Source organism: Acinetobacter gyllenbergii CIP 110306 = MTCC 11365 (assembly GCF_000413855.1).
In the GTDB taxonomy this organism is placed as follows: Bacteria; Pseudomonadota; Gammaproteobacteria; order Pseudomonadales; family Moraxellaceae; genus Acinetobacter; species Acinetobacter gyllenbergii.
The window spans coordinates 111,321-135,162 of the sequence record NZ_ATGG01000009.1 but is presented as its reverse complement, the minus strand read 5'-3'; the positions used below and the strand labels follow the sequence as shown (position 1 = coordinate 135,162).

Below are 23,842 nucleotides of genomic sequence, written 5' to 3'. Positions count from 1 at the left end.
GTACTGAATGGTAGTGACTGAATATTCTGCACTACCTTGTTTTTACATACACCCTCTTCCAGATATTGGCTTTCAACACAGGTCACGGGCTTAGGGATTGTATTGCCATTATCTGGATTATCCGTTCCACCGTCATTGGATGAACTGGAATCTCCACCTGAACCGCCTCCACATCCGAGCATGACTGTGCTGATTGACAACATCAGCACAGATGGCATAAACGATCTTGAAATCATCATGATTGACTGCCTTAAATTTTTATATTGTTGTTATTGATAATGATCAGCCGAAAGGAGTTGACGGATTTCACTGGCCATTTTTGGGCTACGCCAAGGGAATAACACCTTAAGACTATAATTTGGCTTAAATTGATCCCGTGTTCCAATATTGACTTGGAACTCACGTTTCATCGGTGTCCGATGGACTTGTTGGTTAACATGGGTTCCCATCATTGGGTTACTGATCACAGTGGTTGTCGTTCTAAAGCGATCTTCAACCAGATTGTAATGACCCACAGAGGTAATGTAGTCAAAAGGATATTTGACGAGACGTTGATCAGGCTGATCAAATAGGATGATAGTTTTGTCCTGACTATTAATCCAGACACCACGATTTTGATAGTTAAAAGTTTCCCCTTGGCGTTTCAGTTGCTCAGTCATTCCATCGAAATATGTATTTCCATATTGATAGAGGTAGTAAATGATCACAAACCAGAACAGGTCAAAGCCAAAGAAGATATAGGCAAAAGCACCAAAGGAAAAGATTTTGGCAACAATGAGAAAGATCACAATCGGCAAGACCACACATTTTAAAAATAGCTTGGATTTTTGAGGACGGTTTTCGATTGGAATAATTTTAGGTTTAGTTAATTCAGTCATGGTTGTTCCCCACATGTTCAATGCAATTCACAATCACCAGCAGATATAAAAAGGTCTATTTTTATAGGCGTGATTTAGCCATCCACCGTTGGATTGTTCTTGTTAAAAGTTTTTTAATACAGACGAATAATAGTTAGCCGTCTAGTCCCCGTTGCAAAGCACAACAAGGTTGAACAGGTGGTGAGGCACAAATGAGAAAAGATAGATACAACATGTGAAGCTCCTTGAATCTTAAGAAGTTCTGCCATATCACTGTCAAATAATGGTGGCAGAACAAAAGAGGGTTGACAGACTGGGATCCAAGGAACCAGCACACCCGAAGGTGTCCCCCTTCTGTCCTACCATAAAGATAAAAGAGGGACGAGAAGGTCCACAAAAAATAGGCGAGCTATTCTCTGTGCTGGATCAACGGTCTGTCAAAACCGACTGGCAATGTAGGCCAGCGAGCCCATATTAATTTTATTCAAAGCTTTAGTCAATTTTACCAATACTAAAATCTGGACGATCAAATTACTTGTAAGAATTTAAGTTAAGTGTTTGATTTTTCCCATGAGGTCAAATTAAGCCACTCGATTAGCTCATTTTGGTTTAATGGATGAGACTAAAATGGACTTTTCTTCTTTAGTAAGATAAAACAATAAAATAAATCAATAAATTTCCCAACCGCACCTTTAAATATTTGGCTTATTGAAATCGGTTTAGTTATGTGAGTTATGATTCAGAATGGACTTATCCTTTTATGATCTTATCCAATAAAGCTATGGGTAATATCCTAATTCAACCCATTCATATTAGAGAAAGCTTAGTGAAAGTCTTAAACATTGATGAGGCACTGAAAAATCGATCATGAATTCAGCTCATGATTAACAGCAATCACTCTGAGTTTATGACTTAAACACATCTAAGACCTATTCAGATCAGTTCTCAAAGCAAGAAAAAGAATAAACATTGAACAATGACCATCGTGCATAAAAATTCTAACAACCAGTTTCCTAGCCGTCAGAAATTCAAAATATCTTCAGGAGAATCAATAGATTATTTAATGTTAAGATATGTAAAAAGGTTGAATTGGATCATTGACAGTTTAAGGTATACCCAGTTAAGCTAAACCTACACAGCAAAATCTGTGTTCAGGCGTGACAACCTGATATAATCTAGGTGCAAATAAATGTCGCACTTGCGGCTATTTTTTTGTCTACTGTTTAGCAGTCGTTATGGCAGCTTGACAGGGCAACCGTAAGGTTGGCTGAGCCTAGATTCAGTATTGTCACCCCTGTTTAGCTGCCACCATCATTGTGACAAGTGATGGCGGTAAGTAATTAAACTTATCTAGGACTACTGCTATGAACGCAATTCTTCATGGTGCAAACACTTGCACACCTAAAAAACAAGCCTCTCAACTAATTGTTGAACTCGGTAAATCAATTTCAAATCCACAACGCCAGACACTCGCCAATCTTTATATTGCTGTTGATACCGCAAATTCCTTGCTCAAAGAACTTGAACAAGCACATCAGATCATCCGTGAATGTATGCATGAAATGAATGATGAGCAAATTCTCGAAGTCGCAAAGTTTAATCAAAATAATAACCTCTCCTCTTTATGGGCATTCCGTACGCATCAACGTCACAAGTTGATTGAGCGCGCACAGCGTGTGCTGTTTGGAGCTGGTCATGTCCAAGGCTAAGAAGAATAACAATCTCCTGATTTCGGGAGACTATCCTTTAATTGCTTCGCCTACGCTTGCAAAAGCGTTTGGCGTAGCGGCTGCCAATTTTCTACAGAAATTGCATTATTGCTTAGAAAATAACGAGGGGAAAATTTTTAATGGAAAAAAGTATTGGTTCCATAGCTACGAGCAATGGCAAGCGACGCTTGGCGTGTATAGCGTATCAACAATCAAACGAATTGTGGCAAAGTTAAAGCAAGCTGGAATTCTTGTGATTGAAAAGTTAGCACAGAACAAATGGCTACAAACCAATTTCTATACGATTAATTATAAGAAATTAAAACAACTCATCACGCTGAATAACGGGCAAAACAATCAGCCTAATGAGATCGTACCAACTCCTGATCCCGTCGTAATCACCCCCTCTCTGGAGAAGTCTGCTCAAGCCGTCCAGTCATCCATGTTAATGAGTTCAATACAACAGGCATTTCAAAATATCAAGGTTAAATCAAATACATTTGAACCAACATTAAAAGTGGCAAAAGAATCCCGTCTGCGCCCCGACTTTGTCACGCGTGAATCTTATTCAGTAAAAGGATTAAGCCAACCCCTCCACCCTGCTGCATCAAACGAAACGTTAAAAAATATGGATGTCAATTACCGCTGCTTTTATCAAGCACTCAGGCAGCACCGTGTAGATATTGATTGTGATGATCTACGTATTCAACAACTCTTAAAGTATCAGAAGCGGATTCTTCAACATATTGTATATATCAAACAGAATTTTGCAGGACATGAGCGCTATCAATGGCACATGCTTGAACAGCTACAAATGGAAAATTATTTAAAGAAATAGGTCAAATCGAACGAAGACCAATTTCAAATGATCCGTCTATAGGAAGTTCATAAACGGATCATTTGATTAAATCAAAGGTTAAACAAAGACTGATTAAATCCATTCAACTGGCTCATCAGAGATAACCGACCTTAGTTATTTAATGTATGTATATTAAAAGTCATAATCTAGATCTTTCGATTGATCACGATAATGTGTATTCGTATTTTCCTGTTCACGTTTTTTAGCCAACGCTAACTCATACTCTTTTTTATAGAGTTCACATAAGTTATTTTGACGAATTTCCCGAATCTCCTTTCTATAATTTTTCACTGTGTCTTGATCTTCAGGATCGGTGCTATACAGTAAGTGCCTAGGAATTTGAGGAACATCCTTTAATTTAGTTCCATATTTTTTATTATAATCTTCATTTGATAAACATGACACTGCACTGCTCACTTCTAATTTAAGACCATGAATTTCTACAATCTTAGTTGGCGCATATTTTTCTAAAAATTCATTTATTATTTTTTCAGTTTTTGTTCGGTAGTGAAATAATATGTTACGACCAAACCCAAGCACATCAGCCGTGATTTTTAATGCACCACCTTTATCAGGATTTTTTTGACGATATTGCTTGAAGAACTGTTCTGGTAAACGTTGGATATTATCCAACATACTTTTTTCTGAAAATAATAAATGTAAATGTGGTTGTTCTGACTGTCCATCCAGCGCAGCAACATGATTATGAATTGCGATTGTACATGGCATTTTATATTGACCACAAAACTCATGCATTAACCTTTCAGATAATTCAATGCGCCGATTTTCATCCAATTCTTTTGGCAAAGCGATTGTAATATGTGATGAGGTTCGTCGGGTCTCACTTGTATATTGATCTGCTGCATACCAAAACTGATCGGGATGATTATCGACCCAAGCTGGCATATGATAAGAAGCACAATATTCAAGCTCTTCAATCTCACTTTTATGCTTAGAAAAATATAAGGTGCGAGTAATATAGTGATAGGCACTTTTTGATAGTCGATACTTTGAATGACCGTCACTCAATTTTATTTGACTATCACCTTTAACGTTGTGACTTAAATGAAAATAATACATCTTTACTTCCGATATTAATTAAATTGGAATATCGGATCCTACAAAATTTTAAAAAATCATGATTCGTTTGGTGAAGAAAAATGAAAAAAACTTAAATTTCGATCAAAAAACACACATTTAATAAAATTGCACGAGTAACAGAACCTAAAAATAAGAGTAACAGACTAAAAAATTAAAAAATATCAATTTTTACCAATAAAAACAGTCACATAAGATATTTATAAAATACGTGTAACAGCTTAAATAAATAAGAGTAACACTCTTTAAAATATGAGTAACGCCGATAGCACATAAGAGTAACACCCTATAATCATTAAAAATCATATACTTAAAAATTAACAGGGCTGCGCAGCACGAGGAGAAGTGTCTTTTAAATGAAAGCGAAGCGAAATTTAAAAGACACGGATACGAGATATAAAAAATCTTTTTTGCATTCGCAAAAAATATTTTTTATCTGTCCCACTATTAACAGCCATAAATTAACAGCTCAAATTAACAGAAGAGTAGTATTTTTTGAAAACATCAACTTTTGACGATTTTTTTTTAGACTTTGTGATATACCAACATTTTCCTAAAAACAGATGGTTTAAAAATGGCTAGAGTTAAATTAACAGTGAGAGAAATAATTTTAAGAGTTGAAAAACACTTAAATCAGATAGCAAGACGTACTCATTCAGATGAGTTGGTACTTCAATTAATTCAATCGAAAACAGAAAATCAATTTACCGAAGAAGACACAAAAAGATTAAATAATAAATATCACAAAATCTTAGAATTAGACAGATTATCAGAATTAATGGATTCTATCTGCACAATCGAAAAGAGTAATCGCTCTGATATTGAAAATGATATCGTTGATTTTAGTGGATATGAAGATCCTTTTTCTCAGACTGAAGAAAGATTAAAAATAACATTAAAAATGCTAAAAAATTACAATAGAAAAATTCCATATGAAATCAAACAAAAAGCACACTATGAAATTAAAAAATCTTTGAATAATTCGTATAAGCAAAGAAATCAGAAGATAAAAGACAGGAAAAAAGAGAATCATGAGAAGTTTTTTCTTGGCAGTGTGCTTATATCATTTTTAAAATCTAAAGATATTGAAATGAATTATCTGGATATTACACTTAAGATGGTAGAGCTTTATCAGACTAAAAATTATTTTAACAGAGAATTATTTTCAGAATATGAAATAAATGAATTTAAGTTCTCAGAAATTGGTAGAAACTTTAACGATAAGAAAAACTCTATTTTATCTGACCCAAGGATGCCTTTTAAATAAAAATATAGCTTAAAAGATAAAGTAGTATACGTTTAGCTCATTTATTTTAAATGGGCTAATGAGCTAACGTTGTTATTACTGACAACTTACAAAAGATTATTTACTGATATAATAAAAAAAATAAGTCTTTTTTTTATTTTTTAAACATATCTCATCTTTTTTTATTTTCTGCATATATCTCATCTTTTTTTGGTTTTTTTCCATATATCTCATCTTTTTTTTTTATATTTTGATAGCCTTTATTTTAAGAGGTTTTCTCTTAAAACTTTATTGAAGGAGATATTTAATGGCTGTATCTATAGACCTAACTAATACCGAACGTCGAGTATCTACTGCCGAATTCGCTTTGCGCATGAATATTTCAGAAAAGGAGCTATATGATCGAATTAAAACTGGTCGCGTGACAAGACCAATCAAAGATGGACGTAAAAATTACTGGCTTAATAGCTATGTCCTTTCCTGTATTATTCATGAGGAAAACTCCACTCTTACGTCAGAATGAAATAGCTGTTGTTCTAAGTCAAAAACGCCTGATTTTTCTCAGGCGTATTTTTTCAATATTTTCATTCATCCAATAGTTAAATTCTTATCTAATATGATGACTTTAGTTTTTAAGAGATCTAGTAGATCTATAAAATTAAAAAGGTCACAAATAAAATTTGTGACCTTTTTTGTAACAAACTTGAATGTGAGTAACATTATGAGTAAGTTTAACAAATACTGATTAAATATTATTAAATTACAATAACTTAAACCACATATGCGCGGTTTACATCATGCCGCCCATACCACCCATGCCACCCATATCTGGAGCAGCAGGTTTATCTTCTGGGATATCAGTAATCATACATTCTGTGGTTAACATCAAACCAGCAACAGAAGCTGCGTGTTCAAGTGCAGAACGCGTTACTTTAGCAGGGTCAAGAATACCCATCTCTAACATATCGCCATATTCACCAGTTGCAGCATTATAACCAAAGTTACCTTCACCACCTTTCACCGCGTTAATTACAACTGAAGGCTCATCACCTGCGTTTGCAACAATTTGACGAAGTGGCGCTTCAATCGCACGGCGTAAAATGTTGATACCCGCAGTTTGATCTTCGTTTGCACCTTTTAAGCCATCCAATACGTTTACAGCACGTACCAGAGCAACACCACCACCCGCAACAACACCTTCCTCAACTGCTGCGCGAGTTGCATGAAGTGCATCGTCTACACGGTCTTTCTTCTCTTTCATTTCAACTTCAGTTGCTGCACCAATTTTGATGACTGCAACACCGCCTGCTAATTTAGCAACGCGTTCTTGAAGTTTTTCTTTGTCATATTCAGAAGTAGATTCTTCGATTTGCGCACGGATCTGTTGAACACGTTCAGCGATTTGTGCAGCATTACCAGCACCATCAACAATCACAGTATTCTCTTTAGAAACAGTGATTTTGTGTGCAGTACCTAGATCTTGAAGAGAAGCTTGCTCTAAAGACATGCCGACTTCTTCAGAAATCACAGTCGCGCCAGTCAAGATCGCGATGTCTTGAAGCATTGCTTTACGACGATCACCAAAACCAGGTGCTTTAACCGCACATACTTTGATAATACCGCGCATGTTGTTCACAACAAGTGTCGCAAGCGCTTCGCCTTCAACATCTTCAGCGATGATAAGCAGTGGTTTACCTGTTTTAGCAACAGCTTCTAATACCGTAATCAATTCACGGATATTGCTGATTTTTTTATCAACAAGAAGGATGAACGGATTTTCAAGTTCAGCAGTTAAAGTATCTTGCTTGTTCGCAAAATATGGAGAGATATAACCACGGTCGAACTGCATACCTTCTACAACATCTAAAGCGTCTTCAAAGCCAGAACCTTCTTCTACAGTGATAACACCTTCTTTACCGACTTTTTCCATCGCTTGAGCGATCAGTTTACCAACAGTAGTATCAGAGTTCGCAGAGATTGAACCTACTTGTTCAATTGCTTTGAAATCATCAGCAGGCTTTGCATTGGTACGGATATTTTCAACAACTGTTTTTACAGCGATGTCGATACCACGTTTTAAATCCATTGGGTTCATACCAGCAGTCACTGATTTGATCCCTTCATTTAAGATGGCTTGAGCAAGTACAGTTGCCGTTGTTGTACCGTCACCCGCGATGTCATTAGTTTTAGAAGACACTTCACGAACAAGTTGAGCACCCATGTTTTCAAACTTGTCTTTCAATGAAATTTCTTTCGCAACTGTTACACCATCTTTAGTGATGTGCGGTGCACCGAAAGAACGATCGATGACAACGTTACGGCCTTTAGGACCTAAAGTAACTTTTACTGCATCTGCAAGTGTGTTTACGCCTGCAATCATTTTTGAGCGAGCTGAATCACCAAATTTTACGTCTTTAGCTGACATGTGAAACTCCGAATCTTTTTAAATTACTGTATCTGATAATTTGTGAGTTATGTGCCGATTAGCCTTCAAGTACCGCTAAGATGTCAGACTCTTTCATGATCAAGAGCTCTTCACCGCTTACTTTTACCGTTGTACCCGCATAAGTACCAAACAATACTTTGTCGCCAACTTTAACGTCTAAAGCACGAATGCCGTTGTCAGTGATTTGACCATTACCTACTGCGATTACTTCACCTTGCGATGGTTTTTCAGCAGCAGAACCTGGAAGTAAAATACCACCAGCCGTTTTAGTTTCTTCTTCTACGCGACGAATCACAACACGATCATGTAATGGACGAATGTTGCTCATAGTTAACTCCATCAGACTTAGTCTTTTTGATTAATGTGTATCGCCAATGCATGGCAATACATAAAATTTTGATATGCCACTTTTGTGGGGTTGAAAAAAATAGCTTCAAGGGGGAAAAGAAAAAAAATTGTACTTATTAGATGTTTTTTTAAACACAACAACAAAAGCTGCTGAATTAAACAACAATTTGAGATGGGACAAAGATTTGTTCTTTCTCATCAAACCAATAATGCTCAATCTTGCCATCATCCGAAATTACATTAAAACTATTGGTTAATCCAAAGCGTAATCGGTTTGAAGTCGCTGTGCCTGCATGGATATCTAAAATTGGGTGATCAAATCCTAAATGAAAAATTTGATTTAAATCATGTACAGCAACTTTATGTAAATGCCCATGTAATAGACCGAATAAACCAGTTGCCCCCCAACGTTCTAAAGCAATTTTTCCAAGTACAGGGCAATCTTTATCACCATGCTCATTCGGAAAGGTATAAAAGGGCTGATGAAAAACCACCAGTTTTAGTTTATTCGCAGGTGCATGATTGAGCTTTTCATAGGTTTCATGAATTTGATCAAGCGAAATATGCCCACGCGTATGATATCTCCGCCGAATACTGTTCATTCCCACTATATAAAAATGTTCAGTTTCTAAAGTTGTTTCTAAGCGGCCAAAAAATGCCTGATAACGCACAAAGGGAGAGAAAAAACGATTCCAGACATGATACAGCGGAATATCATGATTACCAGGGACAACAATATAAGGAAGATTGAGAGAGTCTAGAAATTGCCGACATGCATAAAACTGCTTAAAACGCGCACGTTGTGTCAAATCTCCACTCACCACGATGGCTTCTGGGCGATGTTGCTGGCAAAATTGCTTTATCGCTTGAATGCAGCCTTCACGTTCAGTACCGAAATGCAGATCAGACAGATGTAACAGCATTCGGAACCATCACTTTTAAAGCTGATTTTTTAACTGAAAATTTTAATGGCGTGTCCATCTCCATAAGCTCTCCATCTATTGCCACCGTTAATTTTGGCTTTTTACAGTTCACCTGTATATGTTCGGCACAAAATGAATACACATCAGAAGCTTGATCGATTTTGCCCTGAACCAATTTCCATAACATTTTCATTAAACTGAGACGGTCACTCTTAGCAACAACAACCCCTGCTAACTTGCCATGTGCAGCACACTCTGCAATCCTTAATTTCATATCACTCAGTTGTAGTTGGTTATTACCAAAAAAAGCCAAAGGTGTCGCAACGGGATATTGCTGCTCATCAATGGTTACCGCAAGTTTTAAAGATTTATATTCACGCAGCAATACATCTAAGCCGGATGTATATGCATTCAAAGGGAATCGCCCAAAACGTTGATTATAGCGTTCCCGCTTTTTTATAAATAAGGGATAGAGCCCTAAGCTCGCATTATTCAGATAGATCTGGTCATTGATTGCTGCAACATGGACTTCTTGTATCGCCCCAGTCGCAATTACTGCTGCAGCCTGAGCAACATCAATTGGAATATTCAATGCCCGAGCCACATAGTTAAATGTCCCCAATGGCATAATTCCCATAGGGATATCCGTATGCATTAACTTTTTTGCTACGGCATTCAGTGTACCGTCTCCTCCTGCCGCAACGACGACGCCACGTAAATCCGCTTGCTGATGTCGAACTAAAACCGTTGCCATCATTTCTTCAAAGTTGATCTGTGGGTTAAGCTCAAACACCTGTATCTCAAATCCATATTGCGTCCACAAAGTCATGAGGCGTTCATATTCTTCATCCTGCTGTGCAGCATGGAATCCTGATTTTTGGTTATAAATAATCGATAAAGGCTTTAAATTTTGGCTCATGAACATCAACCTCTAGGGCGAGAATAATCATATTTTTGTTTACAAAATCAACAAATAAAAGCTTGTTTATGTAAATTTTGAATGAGCTTCATTCATATAATCAATAACAATTCTCATAAAAATAAAAATAAAATCAAGTTATTGTTTTTATTGGTGATTTATAACAAAAATAACATATATAAATAAACAAAATAGTAAAATATAAAATATAAAAACTGATAAAAAACAACTATATAAAATTAAATATACATTTTTGCATTAACAGTACCACCTATTCTTTAGTCTTATATTTTTTATGATTTTATGCTTTAATACAGCCACTTTTTTTACTTCATCTGTCTTACTGCCATCCAGTAGATAGAATTTGTACGTTGTACACACTTTAAAAAGGCATCACCATGACCCAAGTGAACGCACCAGAATTCGTTCGTCACCCTAAGCTTATTGCATGGGTGGAAGAAATTGCAAAATTAACCAAACCAGCAAAAATCGAATGGTGTGACGGAAGCGAAGAGGAATATCAACGTCTAATGGACTTGATGATCGCTAACGGCACCATGCAAAAGCTCAACCAAGAAAAACATCCTGGTTCTTATCTTGCAAATTCTGACCCTTCTGACGTTGCTCGTGTTGAAGATCGCACTTATATCTGCTCTCAAAATCAAGAAGATGCTGGCGCAACCAATAACTGGGTTGCTCCTGCTGAGATGCGCGCAAAATTAAATGGATTATTTGACGGTGCAATGGAAGGCCGTACCATGTATGTGGTTCCCTTCTCGATGGGTCCTTTAGGAAGCCACATTGCTCACATCGGTATTGAGTTAACAGATTCTCCTTACGTTGCTGTCAGCATGACAAAAATGGCACGTATGGGCAAAGCAGTTTATGACGTGTTAGGTACAGATGGCGAGTTTATCCCATGCGTACATACCGTTGCTGCGCCACTTAAAGATGGCGAGAAAGATGTTGCTTGGCCATGTAACAATGAAAAATACATCGTTCATTACCCAGAAACACGTGAAATCTGGTCTTACGGTTCTGGCTACGGCGGTAATGCACTTCTAGGCAAAAAATGCTTAGCATTACGTATTGCTTCTGCAATGGGTCGTGAGCAAGGCTGGTTAGCTGAACACATGCTTATTTTAGGCGTGACCAATCCGCAAGGTGAAAAACACTACATCGCAGCAGCATTCCCTTCTGCTTGTGGTAAAACCAACTTTGCAATGTTGATTCCACCAGCAGGCTACGAAGGCTGGAAGATCGAAACCGTAGGTGACGATATTGCTTGGATTAAACCAGGTGAAGATGGTCGCTTATATGCAATCAATCCTGAAGCTGGTTTCTTCGGTGTTGCGCCTGGTACAAATACCAAGACTAACCCGAACTGTATCGCAACCATGCATAAAGATGTGATTTACACCAACGTTGCAGTGACTAAAGATGGCGAAGTATGGTGGGAAGGTCTGACTAAAGAAGTTCCAGCAGACCTGATCACTTGGAAAGGTCAACCATACGTTGAAGGCGAAAAAGCAGCGCATCCAAACTCACGCTTTACCGTTTCTGCGGGTCAATGCCCTTCAATTGACGCTGACTGGGAAAATCCAGCAGGCGTACCAATCTCTGCATTCATCTTCGGTGGTCGTCGTGCAGATACAGTGCCTTTAGTTTCTGAAGCATTTGACTGGGTTGATGGCGTTTATAAAGCTGCAACCATGGGCTCTGAAACCACTGCGGCGGCTGTTGGCCAACAAGGTATCGTTCGTCGTGACCCATTCGCAATGCTTCCATTTGCGGGTTATAACATGGCTGATTACTTCGGTCACTGGTTAGACATGGGTAAAAAAGTAGGCGAAAAAGCTGAAGCTGCTGGTAATAAATTACCAAAAATCTTCAACGTAAACTGGTTCCGTCGTGATGCTGAAGGCAACTTCGTATGGCCTGGTTTCGGTCAAAACATGCGTGTTCTTGAATGGATCATTGATCGTTGTGAAGGCCGTGCTGATGCGACTGAAACACCAATCGGTTTGGTTCCAACTTACGAACAGTTGAACTGGACTGGTATCGATTTCTCTAAAGAGCAATTCAATACCGTAACAGCGCAAGATAAAGATCAATGGATCAAAGAACTTGAAAGCCACACTGAGTTATTCACTAAACTTGGCGCTCGCTTACCTCAAGCACTTAAAGATCGTCAAAATGAATTATTAGCAGCTGTTAAATCTGCTTAAGCACCTTAGTTTCCCTCTTTATTAAAGAGGGATTCAGGGAGATTAAAAGGTCGCTACGGCGGCCTTTTTTATCATCTTAAATTGCAAAACTATAATAAACTAACAGCCTCAAAAGTGATTTTCATCCAGCGAAGATGAACAAATGAAGACTTTAAGATGCCAGCAAAAGTCCATTAAAAAATATAAAGAGATCCGTATCTTATCCATTTAAGCAGGAAAAAGTTATGCAACAAGACCTTACAACCGCACAAGATTTTTTAAAATTACTCCCAGACCCAGGCACTGTTTTTACAGCCAAAGACAATTTTCTGGCAAAGCATTTACTCCCCCTCATTTCGATTGACCTTGCTCAGGTCAATCCCGAATGGCAAGGCTGGATCCATTTAGTCAATCCGATTGAGCCTTATGAGTGCTACATCGGCTCAGAAACTGCTGAGTTCTATAATCAATTTGCGCATGAAAATTGGTTTATTTTACAGTTGGATGAGCAGTCTCAATATCATTGGCTGGCTGATCAACACTATTTTATTTTAGAAAATAAAAATCACCCTTTATACGCTGAAGTTTTGACTCATAGCCAAGAAATGCATGAAGATTTTCGACAGGTCAAACAACGCTTCTTAGAACAGAAAAGAGTGATTAGTACATCTGATGTCAATTATCAAAATAAAGAACCCACCATTTTACTCAATCAACTGGGTGGTGATGCTGAGTATGGCAACTGGTGCTACCCAATTGAGGAACAGCTTAAACTGCAAAATATTGAACAAGATGACAATTGTTTTGTACAGATCTTTGATCAACACGAACGGCGTTACTATTTTATTGCCTCCGCATCGGGTTGGGAATATTGCAATCATGGTGCCGACAATATCTTGATGTTTTATCAACCCGAAACTCGACGCGTCCTATTTACCTTTGATTGGACATAACTTGCTCATAGGTCGCTTCTGCGGCCTTTTTCTTACTCTCTTTTCGAAAATTCCTATTAAGCCTCAAACTCGGAGTCAGTAATTCTATCGAGCTTCAGACGAAATAAATTGCAAAACCAACAAACATTAACAATAATTATAACAATAATATTTCTCATTTACATGGTTGTAGATATGAGCTTCTCCCCGCTATTTAAACGTACCCCTCTTTTTTTAGCCATCTCCACATTCGTCAGCATCAGTTCATACAGTCATGCACTTGAGGAAGGATCACAACAACTTCCAACCATCAAAGTTCAAGCATCACAAGACAACGATGCCAGTGAAAAAACCAAAGCATATGCTATTAAAAATAGTGCAAGCGCCACCAAACTCGATATTGAAGCCAAAGAAATCCCACAAACAATTAATGTAGTAACACGCCAACAAATCGAAGATTTTGGCTTAACCAGTTCTAGAGATGTGCTCAACAATACCCCAGGCGTAACGGTTAATTCCCTTGAAACCGAACGCTCTGTTTATATGGCACGTGGTTTTGAAATTTCCAACATTTTGGTTGATGGGATTGGATTTCCTTCAGGCGAATGGAATTATAACGACACCAATCCAGACAGCTATTTTTATGATCGCATTGAAGTGATTAAAGGTGCGGATGCACTCACCAATGCTTTTGGTGATCCAAGCGCAACCATCAACTATATCCGTAAACGCCCCACCAAAGCATTCCAAGCCAATGCTGGGCTGAGCTATGGCTCATGGGATACGCAACGTTATGAGGCAGATGCCTCAGGTAGCCTGTCATCAAATGGTGCTGTACGTGGTCGTATATCTGGTTTCCAACAAACTGGTGATTCTCACTTAGACCGCTATTCTTCTGAGAAAAATGGCATTGCAGGAGTTTTAGAAGCCGATCTAAGTGACTCCACCTTATTCACAGTAGGAGCTAGCCAAGAAAAAAATAAGCCCAATGCCAATAACTGGGGTGCTTTACCATTAATGGATTCAAATGGTAAACAAATCAGTTATGATCGCTCTTACAACCCTAATCCAGATTGGGCCTATTGGGACAACACATCTCGAAATGCTTTCTTTGAACTCAAACAGAAACTTTCCGAGTCTTGGTCAGCCAACCTAAACTATAACTATAATGAAAAAAATCGCGACAGCCGACTGCTCTACTATTATGGTTATCCGATGGCAAACGGCGCAGATGTCGATCTTACCGCCAAGGGCTTTCATGAAAAAAACAAACAACACAGTGTTGATCTTAATCTAAACGGAAAATTTGAATTATTTGGTCAACAACACGAAGCCATTATTGGCTATAGCTTTACTCAGAGCAAACAAAATGATGCTCAAATTGTAGGCGATATTCAAGACAGTAATATTGGCACATGTGTACGTGGTACAAACCCAAATACTTACGAAGCTCAATGTACAACAGACTGGGCAAGTTGGACACCGAGTAATGTGTCTTGGGGCGCATTTACAAAAACAGCTGACTATACACAACGCAATCAATCAATTTATGCAGCGACACGCCTACACTTCAATGAGGATTTAAAATTAACCCTCGGTGCAAATTACGTCCAAGCCAAGAGCGAAGGCATAAGTTACGATGCACCTATGGTTTACGATGAAAATAAAGTTTCACCTTATGCAGGTATTACTTATAACTTCACTCCTGAATATACCGGTTATATGAGTTATACCTCGATTTTCCGCCCACAAACCGCCGTTGACAAAGCAACGGGCAAAGTTGCGGATCCAATTGAAGGTAAAAGCTATGAAGTCGGCTTTAAGAGTTCTTGGCTAGACAACAAGCTTACTGGGACACTGGCTGTATTTAGAACCGAGGAAAATAACTATCCGCTTCGCTCAACCGATAATCCTTCGATCAATCGTAAAGTTGAAATTAGTGATTTGCGCTCACAAGGTGTAGAAGTTGGTTTAGCCGGACAATTAACAGATCAAGTCAATGTTTCTCTCGGCTATACCCAGTTTAGCCTGCAAGATCTGAAGAATGGCGGAGCTGCACGAACTTACAACCCAACACAAAGCTTTAATCTATTAACGACCTACTCCCCTGCTCAGCTACCAAAATTAAAAGTCGGTGCAGGTGTGAAATGGCAAAGTAAAATCACCCGTTTTGACCCAAGCTATAGTACTTATCTTAAACAAAGTGATTATGCACTGCTCAATTTGATGGCAAGCTATGACATTAGTCCAAATCTTTCTATTCAAGCCAATGCCAATAATGTTACGAATAAAACATATTTAAACAGCTTTACTGATGGACAAGCCTTCTATGGCGCACCCGCCAATTACACTGTAGCATTCCGCTTCAAGTACTAATTAAGCTCAATAAAAAAGCCCCTTATTCAAAGGGGCTTTTTTATTGAAAACTTTTAAGCAGCAACCGTGGTATTTGGCTTATTTGCTAAATAGGCATCTAAGCTTTCAATTTCAGTTGGTGCAAAGTTGAGACCCAATTTAGAACGTCTCCACAAAATATCTTGACTGGTCGTTACCCACTCAAAGCGGCATAAATAGTCCACTTCTTTGGCATACAAACCTTGACCAAAATGCTGACCTAACTGCTCAACCGACGTTGCCTCACCTAAAATATTCCAAATACGTGAACCATAAGCAGATGCCCAACGTTTTGCTAACGCTTCAGACGTATCCGTCACTTGTGCACGGATTTCATTTGCCAACTGCTCAACAGATGCCATATTTTCGCCACCAGGCAAAGCTTCTGTTGCGGTCCAACTGCCCTTCATCTCAGGGAAGAAAGCTTTGAGTTGCTGCATGGCAGACTCAGCCAACTTACGATACGTGGTTAACTTACCGCCAAACACAGACAGTAATGGGGCTTGATCTTCTGATTCTTGCGATAAAGCCAAAGTATAATCACGGGTAATTGCAGATGGATTGTCCGACTCATCATCACATAATGGGCGTACACCAGCAAAAGTCGAAATAATATCAGCTTGTGTCAATTGGCTCTTAAAGTGTGCATTACTTACTTCAATTAAGTAATCAATTTCTTCTTGGGTAATTTTGACTTGCGCAGGATCACCTTGATACTCACGATCCGTGGTACCAATCATGGTGTATTGGTCTAAATACGGAATTGCGAACACAATACGACGGTCATCATTCTGCATGATAAAGGCTTTATCACCTTCATACAGCTTCGGCACAATGATATGACTACCTTGAATCAAACGAATGCCATACGGTGATTTAAGCTGTAAATCTTGCTTAATGAATTGTGCCACCCAAGGGCCAGCCGCATTCACTAAAGCCTTGGCTTTGATCTGGAATTGACCTTTTTCATTTTCCAAATCAACAATCCAGTATTGACCTTCACGCTGTGCTGATAGGCAACGAGTACGTGTCACAATATCAGCGCCTTTTTCGCGGGCATGCATAGCATTTAGCACAACTAAGCGAGAGTCATCTACCGCACAATCTGAATATTCAAAACCACGAGTAATTGCAGTATTTAATGGACTGTCTTCTTTAAAATAAACGTTGTTCGAACCCAATAGTTTTTCACGCTTGCCCAAGTGATCGTAAAAGAACAATCCAGTACGAATCAACCATGCTGGACGCAAATGTGGACGATGCGGCATGATAAAACGCATTGGACGGATAATGTGGGGTGCTTTTGCCAACAATACTTCGCGTTCAGCCAAGGCTTCACGTACCAAGCGAAACTCTTTATGTTCAAGGTAGCGTAAACCACCATGAATCAATTTACTGCTTGCAGAAGATGTATGGCTGGCCAAGTCATCTTTTTCACATAGGAATACAGATAAGCCACGACCCGAAGCATCTGCTGCGATACCAACACCATTGATACCACCACCGATCACAGCAAGGTCGTATATTTTGTCATTTGACTGAGGAGAAGTTTGCATAAGTCACCGCAAATTTTCATTATTGTTCAATAACGAACATTTAAACATGTAAAATGAAAACAAACAATAAAAAAACGTCAAAAAAATGCCAATTTCTAGGCATTTTTAGATAAATGGTCAAAACTGAAAATAGCAGCATTAAAACAAAGAGAATCTTTCAATATGAAGGCGGCTGATGCTTAGCGCTTAGTTCTTATTTGAAAAGACTTGAGCCAAATAGTTCTGACTCAAGAAAAGTAACAATTTTTCGAAAATGAAGATTTATTGGGCAACAATCAAGCCAACATCTAAATCGCGAATGGTTTTCATAAATTCATCATTTGGTTGTTGGTCGGTAAAAATACAATCGACTTGCTTGAGTGAGCCCAAACGAATCATGGCATTACGACCAAACTTACTGCTATCCGCAGCAAGAAATACTTGTCGGGCACTGGAAACAATTTCCTGAGAGACACACACTTCTTGGAAATCAAAATCCAGCAGGGTGCCATCTTCTTCAATGCCGCTAATGCCGACTAAAGCATAATCCGCTTTAAACTGCTTAAAGAAGTCTGCCGTCGCCTGACCAATCACCCCACCATCCGGACGGACACGCCCACTGGCAATCAATACCTCAAAATCTTCTTTGGTACTGAGGATTTTAGCGACATTGAGGTTATTGGTAATAATCCGCAAACCCGTATGATTCAGCAATGCGTGAGCAATGGCTTCCGTAGTAGTACCAATATTGATAAATAAAGAGGCATAATCGGGAACAGCTGCAGCCACTGCGGCTGCAATTGTTCTTTTTTGTTCCAACATATGGCCAACACGCATCGTATATTCCGTGTTTTCCACACTTGAATCATGCGCTGCACCACCATGATAACGACGAAGTAAGCCTTCATCGGCCAGTTGATTAATATCACGACGGATGGTTTGCGGCGTGACATCAAAATGCTGAGCAAGCTCTTCAATACTAATATAGCCACGCTCTCTCACTAATTCGAGGGTTTTCTGTTGGCGTAGTATCAAGCTCATGCTCATCCATCCTATGTTGTTTTAGTCATCTTTAATTGGGGTTATTTTAACTTAATCTTCCGCCCAATCACGAGTACGTCCGACTGCTTTTAACCAACCTTTATAGAGTTTTTCAGTCACATCCTGACTGCACTCTGGGGTAAAGGTATTTTCGATGGTCATTCTACTCTTCAATTCATTTAAATCCGACCAGAAACCGACCGCCAGACCCGCCAAAAATGCTGCACCCATGCCTGTGGTTTCTTTCATCGCTGGACGTTCTACTGAAGTGCCCATGATATCGGCTTGGAACTGCATCAAGAAGTTATTCGCAGTTACACCACCATCGACACGTAAAGTACGCAATTTCTCACCCGAATCTTGCTGCATGGCATCCAGCACATCACGAGTTTGATAAGCAATCGACTCCAATGTGGCACGAATAATATGTTCGATGCTGACGCCACGGGTGATCCCCAAAATCGCACCGCGCGCTGTTGGATCCCAATACGGTGCACCTAAGCCCGTAAAGGCTGGAACGACGTAAACCCCATTACTGTCTTTTACTTTAGTTGCATAATATTCAGAGTCGTGCGAATCATTAATCGCTTTCAGCTCATCACGCAACCATTGCACACAAGAACCGCCATTGAACACCGCACCCTCCAGTGCATAATTCACTTCACCACGTGGACCGCAGGCGATTGTAGTCAGTAAACCATGATCAGATTGAACAATGCGTTTACCTGTATTCATAAGCAGGAAGCAACCTGTACCATAGGTATTTTTTGCTTGCCCCACTTCTACACACATTTGTCCAAAGAGTGCAGCCTGCTGATCACCAGCAATACCTGCAATTGGAATCCCAATCTCTTGTCCGCTAATGGTATGGGTATAACCGTAGATTTCTGAAGAACTACGCACTTCAGGTAACATCGCTTTTGGAATATTCAGTGCTTTAAGTAACTTGTCATCCCACTGCAAAGTCTCAATGTTGAATAACATGGTGCGAGATGCATTGGTATAGTCAGTGACATGCACTTGGCCATTGGTCAATTTCCACAACAACCAGGTGTCAATCGTACCAAACAGCAACTCACCACGTTCTGCACGTTCGCGACTGCCTTCAACACGATCCAGAATCCACTTAATTTTTGTTGCAGAAAAATATGGATCAAGGACTAAACCAGTGACTTTATGAACATAAGCCTGCCAACCGTCTTGACGCAGTTGATTACAAATTTCATTGCTTTGACGACTTTGCCATACAATTGCATTGTAAATAGGTTTGCCGGTCTGCTTATCCCAAATCACAGTGGTTTCACGCTGGTTAGTGATTCCAATTGCTGCAATCTGCTCACTAGAAATACCTGCTTGCGCTAAAGCTTCAACCCATACGGCGCTTTGTGTCGCCCAGATTTCCATTGGATCATGCTCAACCCAACCTGGTTGTGGGTAAATTTGCGTAAATTCACGCTGAGCAATACTGATGACATTCGCATCGTGATCCAATACGATCGCACGTGAACTGGTTGTACCTTGGTCAAATGCAACCACGTATTTCTTTTGACTATCTGTAGAGATCATGACATACCTATCCAGACTTGCTTATGTATAGTGCAATAAATTAAATGCCCGTTAAAAAACGGGCTCAAATACTACAAAAAAGCAATGACTTCTGTATTAAATAAAAAACTTGGCAGATTATATGCAAAATTGTTCGAAAACGAAAATTCTTTCTTGATATTTGAAGCTAAAAAACGATGAATAGCCTGTGTTTTAAAGATTCCTCACAATAAAAAACTTATTTTATGCGATACTAAAACCAGAAATAACAGGATCATTGATATGAAAAAAACCAATTTATTGTTAATTATGAGCGGTGCTCTTGTTCTTGCAGCCTGTCAAAGCAGTCCACATCAATACAATGGCACAACGGGTTATCAAATCGAAAATAAAACAGCCACTTCCGCGACTGTTGCCTATACTCTCGCGGCACGGAGCAATAGCGATTTAGATGAAAAGAAATTACAACATGCCTGCAAGCAAATTTTAGGTGCAGACAAGACCTATAAACTTGCAGTATTGAGTGTCAATGAGATCGTTAACCCAACCCAACAAGAGCAATACGGCGTAAAAATCGGTAATAGCCGCGCAACATTTGGCTTATCGAACTCACCCGATTTAAATAATAGTGAAGGCTATGCAACCCGTCAGGCACTTGAAGCACGTCCAAGCACTCTCAAAGTGGTTCGCTATACCTGTTCTTAATTTTATGACTTGAGCAATAAAAATGGATGTATTCCATCATTGAGAATACATCCAACTCAGCCTAGCCTTTCAATACGTCATGAATCGAAAGATCTTTATCGAACACCGATTTTGCAAACGGGCATAGAGGAATGACTTTCACCTGACGTTCACGCACAAAACCAATCAACTCTTTTAACAACTTATGTCCGACACCTTGCCCACGAAATTGATCACTCACATCGGTATGATCAATAATGAGCATACTGTCTCCCGCCCATGTATAAGCCATTTCACCTGCGAGCACCTCGCCCTCAAACAGCTTAAATGCACCATGTTTCCCATCATCAGTCTGCTGGATACTCATACACCTTCCTTTTTTAAACATTCTTCTCTATAACAGCCCAAAGGCTATCTGTTTATTTCGTCTGAATGTTTTAGCACGCATACTGAACAGAGTGTGTTGAGATTTGATAACCTCAATACAATATAGCTTTTCACTGAGGCGTATTATTTGGTTCGGTAAAAACTAACATTTCTAAACTCTTTGGCTTCATCCAAATCTGGCCAAGTGCTTGCGCTACGCTCATCAATTTTTAGATATTGAGGATGACTAAAGTTTTTGACTCGACTATCCGCGACCCAAACCTCAGGTGCAAATTTTAAAAACTCATCCAGAAAGAAACGATTGGATTGGTCATACAGTACATCTGCCGCCAATAACACATCAACTTGTTCTGACTGGTACAAATCGTCTAGATACTCGAGTTCAACATCATTCAGCAAGGCATTTTCACGACATGATGCAAGACTTACGGGATCAATATCACAGCAAATGACGCGTTTAGCACCTGCCATTTTTGCCGCAATCGCAACGACACCAGATCCAGCACCAAAATCTAACACAACCTTGTCTTTAACGTGATGCGGCTCAGCCAACAACCATTGCGCCATTGCCAGACCAGAAGCCCAACAAAAAATCCAATACGGTGTTTCATTCCAAATCCGTCGAATCACTTCATCATCTAAGCGGTCTGTTGGAAATACTGGCGGAATTAACCACAGTGAAATCGGCGTTTCAGGTAACTGCTGTGCGAGTAAATCAGTATTGGGAATCACCTGATGCAAGGCCTGTAACAAATGTTCAGGTGCTTTGGCAAATTGAAAAGTGCAACTCATATTTTTTGAATTCTAAAAAACCCCTCTTAACGAGGGGTTATTAATCGTTACGCTAATGCTTTTTCAGCAGCTTCTACAGTTTGACGAATCAAAGTCGTGATTGTCATCGGCCCCACACCACCCGGCACTGGGGTATAAGCAGATGCGATTTCTTCAATACCGACCAATTGAATATCGCCGACACCACCGCCATCACGTGGATGGAAACCTGCATCAACCACAACAGCACCTTGTTTGATCCAGTCTTTTTGGATCAACTCAGCTTTACCGACTGCACCAACGATAATATCGGCTTGTTTAACCAATTCTGGCAGATTTTGAGTACGCGAGTGGCAAATCGTCACAGTGGCGTTGGCTTGTAAAAGCATCATCGCCATTGGCTTACCTAAAATAGCAGAGCGGCCTACCACGACAGCATGCTTACCTGCAATTTCAATCTTGTTTTCTTGCAAAATGGTCATAATGCCAGCTGGCGTTGCTGAACCATACGCCGCTTCTCCCATTGCCATACGACCAAAACCTAAACACGTCACGCCATCGACGTCTTTTGCCAATGAAATCGCATCAAAACAGGCTCTTTCATCAATTTGTTCTGGCACTGGATGTTGCAATAAGATGCCATGCACATCAGGATTAGCATTTAATTTTTCAATTTCAGCCAATAATTGTTCAGTTGTGGTTTCTTTTGGAAGCTCAACTTTAAGCGAGTCCATACCAACACGGCGACAAGCATTGCCTTTCATACGCACATAAGTGGCAGATGCACCATCATCACCAACCAAAATGGTTGCCAAGATTGGGGTACGCCCCGATTTTGCTTTTAATGCTTCTACACGTACCAACAAATCCGTTTCAATTTGTTTTGCTAATGCACGACCGTCTAAAACCAATGCCACAGCGCATCTCCAAAGTGGGTATGAATCAATTGCGTAAATAATACATGATAATTTGAGCAATATTCTTTTAGATGTTGTTTTTATGTGCATATTCGCTCTAAACACTATTGTTTTTTTTTTAAAGGTTGCTAATATGTGCATCACCAAGAGATGGCGGGGTGGCAGAGTGGTCATGCAGCGGACTGCAACTCCGTGTACGCCGGTTCGATTCCGACCTCCGCCTCCATTGGTAAAGCCCGAGTGGTGAAATCGGTAGACACAGGGGATTTAAAATCCCCCGCCCACAAAGCGTGCCAGTTCGAGTCTGGCCTCGGGCACCATATTTCAGCTACTGAAATATGGTGCAAATAAAAATCCAGCGTAAGCTGGTTTTTTTATGTCTGAATATTCCCCAATAATCTAAAAGAGGCAACCTAAGCAGCCTCATGGTAAATTGTTCATTTTCAGTTTTAGCTGTAGTTTGCCACGATAAAACAAACAATCCATACGATAAAATAAGCAAGACTCTGATCTAGCGCTTTAGCACGTTGGAATAAATACACAGGCACTAACCACACCATACCTTTAAATTTTTCTGTTTTCACCCCAGCTTTGTCCAACCGTTTCTCATCTAGAACGGAAAGCATAATATTTAAGGCAATGGTAATTACAAAATAATAGCCCTCCTCTACTTTATAAGTCGCTAATTCAACATTGCCCCCAGAGAATATGCCTGCGACAAAATATTCAAGAAATAGCCCTAAAATAGGTGCAAAAGCCAATACCCACACCATGGTATTATTTACATGCTGTCCAGTTAATGGAGGTGGAAGAGTATTATCAACAAATTGATTCAACTAAGTTTTTTCTAAAAACACCCAATCCTTTAAACCTTTTCTCCATACCACAGTGTCTCGATGCAACCCTCCTGTTTGAATAAGATTAATCATTTGTGATTGTGAAATTGCCCCTATACGCTCCCCATTCTTTTCATAAAACCATTCATTAGCCAAATTTTCTTCAAGATTAAGATTTTTTTCCATTA

The 23,842-nt window shown here is 39.3% G+C and carries 22 protein-coding genes, 2 tRNA genes and 1 pseudogene; 10 read left to right on the top strand and 15 right to left on the bottom strand.

Annotated elements, in window-relative coordinates:
- Window positions 1-239, bottom strand: a pseudogene (locus F957_RS21080) (CAP domain-containing protein); the annotation flags it as partial.
- 30 nt (window positions 240-269) lie between these two features.
- A complete protein-coding gene (locus tag F957_RS15535) occupies window positions 270-878 on the bottom strand; it encodes a sortase family protein (protein ID WP_004828358.1) in 609 nt (202 codons plus the stop codon).
- 1,343 nt (window positions 879-2,221) lie between these two features.
- Here F957_RS15535 and F957_RS15540 point away from each other — a divergent pair.
- Both F957_RS15540 and F957_RS15545 read left to right on the top strand, forming a co-directional pair.
- The gene (locus tag F957_RS15540; RefSeq protein WP_004828357.1) at window positions 2,222-2,566 is read left to right on the top strand and encodes a hypothetical protein; all 345 of its coding nucleotides are present in this window, start codon (window positions 2,222-2,224) and stop codon (window positions 2,564-2,566) included.
- Window positions 2,553-3,404, top strand: a complete 852-nt coding sequence (locus F957_RS15545; RefSeq protein WP_004828355.1) for a hypothetical protein — start codon at window positions 2,553-2,555, stop codon at window positions 3,402-3,404. Before F957_RS15540 ends, F957_RS15545 begins: the two co-directional genes overlap by 14 nt.
- 153 nt (window positions 3,405-3,557) lie before the next feature.
- Here the strand turns inward: F957_RS15545 and F957_RS15550 are convergent, their stop codons facing one another.
- On the bottom strand, window positions 3,558-4,505 hold the full coding sequence (locus F957_RS15550) for a MobA/MobL family protein (RefSeq protein ID WP_004828353.1): 948 nt from the start codon (window positions 4,503-4,505) through the stop codon (window positions 3,558-3,560).
- Between the two features lie 592 nt (window positions 4,506-5,097).
- Between F957_RS15550 and F957_RS15555 the strand changes: the two genes are divergently transcribed.
- Both F957_RS15555 and F957_RS15560 read left to right on the top strand, forming a co-directional pair.
- Window positions 5,098-5,790 carry a hypothetical protein gene (locus tag F957_RS15555; RefSeq protein ID WP_004828350.1) on the top strand — a complete coding sequence of 231 codons (693 nt, stop codon included), beginning with the start codon at window positions 5,098-5,100 and terminating at the stop codon, window positions 5,788-5,790.
- A gap of 286 nt (window positions 5,791-6,076) precedes the next feature.
- Complete coding sequence (locus F957_RS15560) at window positions 6,077-6,292, top strand: hypothetical protein (RefSeq protein ID WP_004828347.1); 216 nt, start codon at window positions 6,077-6,079, stop codon at window positions 6,290-6,292.
- Between the two features lie 267 nt (window positions 6,293-6,559).
- Here the strand turns inward: F957_RS15560 and groL are convergent, their stop codons facing one another.
- From groL to F957_RS15580, 4 genes are all read right to left on the bottom strand, one after another.
- Entirely contained in the window at window positions 6,560-8,194 is a 1,635-nt protein-coding gene (gene groL / locus F957_RS15565) for a chaperonin GroEL (protein WP_016541222.1), read from the bottom strand.
- A 58-nt stretch (window positions 8,195-8,252) separates the two neighbouring features.
- Window positions 8,253-8,543 (bottom strand): co-chaperone GroES, encoded by a 291-nt coding sequence (locus F957_RS15570; RefSeq protein ID WP_004801462.1) that lies wholly within the window; start codon window positions 8,541-8,543, stop codon window positions 8,253-8,255.
- Between the two features lie 175 nt (window positions 8,544-8,718).
- On the bottom strand, window positions 8,719-9,486 hold the full coding sequence (locus F957_RS15575; RefSeq protein ID WP_016541221.1) for a metallophosphoesterase family protein: 768 nt from the start codon (window positions 9,484-9,486) through the stop codon (window positions 8,719-8,721).
- Entirely contained in the window at window positions 9,467-10,405 is a 939-nt protein-coding gene (locus F957_RS15580) for a diacylglycerol/lipid kinase family protein (protein ID WP_016541220.1), read from the bottom strand. The genes F957_RS15575 and F957_RS15580 overlap by 20 nt, the downstream gene beginning before the upstream one ends.
- Window positions 10,406-10,803: 398 nt before the next feature.
- Here F957_RS15580 and F957_RS15585 point away from each other — a divergent pair, with 398 nt between their 5' ends.
- The 3 genes from F957_RS15585 to F957_RS15595 all read left to right on the top strand — a co-directional run bounded on the left by F957_RS15585 (window position 10,804) and on the right by F957_RS15595 (window position 15,920).
- The gene (locus F957_RS15585; RefSeq protein WP_016541219.1) at window positions 10,804-12,633 is read left to right on the top strand and encodes a phosphoenolpyruvate carboxykinase (GTP); all 1,830 of its coding nucleotides are present in this window, start codon (window positions 10,804-10,806) and stop codon (window positions 12,631-12,633) included.
- Window positions 12,634-12,857: 224 nt separating this feature from the next.
- Window positions 12,858-13,565, top strand: a complete 708-nt coding sequence (locus F957_RS15590) for a hypothetical protein (protein ID WP_016541218.1) — start codon at window positions 12,858-12,860, stop codon at window positions 13,563-13,565.
- A gap of 162 nt (window positions 13,566-13,727) precedes the next feature.
- Window positions 13,728-15,920, top strand: coding sequence for a TonB-dependent siderophore receptor (locus F957_RS15595; protein WP_016660207.1), 2,193 nt, complete (start codon window positions 13,728-13,730; stop codon window positions 15,918-15,920).
- Between the two features lie 53 nt (window positions 15,921-15,973).
- Here the strand turns inward: F957_RS15595 and glpD are convergent, their stop codons facing one another.
- From glpD to glpK, 3 genes are all read right to left on the bottom strand, one after another.
- Complete coding sequence (gene glpD, locus F957_RS15600) at window positions 15,974-17,494, bottom strand: glycerol-3-phosphate dehydrogenase (protein ID WP_016541216.1); 1,521 nt, start codon at window positions 17,492-17,494, stop codon at window positions 15,974-15,976.
- A 261-nt stretch (window positions 17,495-17,755) separates the two neighbouring features.
- The gene (locus F957_RS15605; RefSeq protein ID WP_004652022.1) at window positions 17,756-18,514 is read right to left on the bottom strand and encodes a DeoR family transcriptional regulator; all 759 of its coding nucleotides are present in this window, start codon (window positions 18,512-18,514) and stop codon (window positions 17,756-17,758) included.
- A gap of 51 nt (window positions 18,515-18,565) precedes the next feature.
- Entirely contained in the window at window positions 18,566-20,080 is a 1,515-nt protein-coding gene (glpK, locus tag F957_RS15610; RefSeq protein ID WP_016541215.1) for a glycerol kinase GlpK, read from the bottom strand.
- A 261-nt stretch (window positions 20,081-20,341) separates the two neighbouring features.
- On the opposite strand from glpK, the gene F957_RS15615 reads away from it, so the two are divergent.
- Complete coding sequence (locus F957_RS15615) at window positions 20,342-20,764, top strand: hypothetical protein (protein ID WP_016541214.1); 423 nt, start codon at window positions 20,342-20,344, stop codon at window positions 20,762-20,764.
- A gap of 61 nt (window positions 20,765-20,825) precedes the next feature.
- Here the strand turns inward: F957_RS15615 and F957_RS15620 are convergent, their stop codons facing one another.
- From F957_RS15620 to folD, 3 genes are all read right to left on the bottom strand, one after another.
- Window positions 20,826-21,110, bottom strand: a complete 285-nt coding sequence (locus F957_RS15620; protein ID WP_016541213.1) for a GNAT family N-acetyltransferase — start codon at window positions 21,108-21,110, stop codon at window positions 20,826-20,828.
- Between the two features lie 143 nt (window positions 21,111-21,253).
- Window positions 21,254-21,922: a class I SAM-dependent methyltransferase gene (locus F957_RS15625; protein WP_004801487.1), complete on the bottom strand. Its 669-nt coding sequence runs from the start codon at window positions 21,920-21,922 to the stop codon at window positions 21,254-21,256.
- Between the two features lie 47 nt (window positions 21,923-21,969).
- The gene (folD, locus tag F957_RS15630) at window positions 21,970-22,818 is read right to left on the bottom strand and encodes a bifunctional methylenetetrahydrofolate dehydrogenase/methenyltetrahydrofolate cyclohydrolase FolD (RefSeq protein ID WP_004652016.1); all 849 of its coding nucleotides are present in this window, start codon (window positions 22,816-22,818) and stop codon (window positions 21,970-21,972) included.
- A 152-nt stretch (window positions 22,819-22,970) separates the two neighbouring features.
- Here folD and F957_RS15635 point away from each other — a divergent pair.
- A tRNA-Cys gene (locus F957_RS15635) sits at window positions 22,971-23,044 on the top strand.
- Between the two features lie 8 nt (window positions 23,045-23,052).
- Window positions 23,053-23,138: transfer RNA gene (locus tag F957_RS15640), tRNA-Leu, on the top strand.
- Between the two features lie 129 nt (window positions 23,139-23,267).
- Here F957_RS15640 and F957_RS15645 read toward each other — a convergent pair.
- Complete coding sequence (locus F957_RS15645; RefSeq protein ID WP_228129635.1) at window positions 23,268-23,654, bottom strand: hypothetical protein; 387 nt, start codon at window positions 23,652-23,654, stop codon at window positions 23,268-23,270.
- Window positions 23,655-23,840 carry a DUF4339 domain-containing protein gene (locus F957_RS15650; RefSeq protein WP_016541211.1) on the bottom strand — a complete coding sequence of 62 codons (186 nt, stop codon included), beginning with the start codon at window positions 23,838-23,840 and terminating at the stop codon, window positions 23,655-23,657. It lies immediately after the preceding gene.
- Window positions 23,841-23,842: the final 2 nt, after the last annotated feature.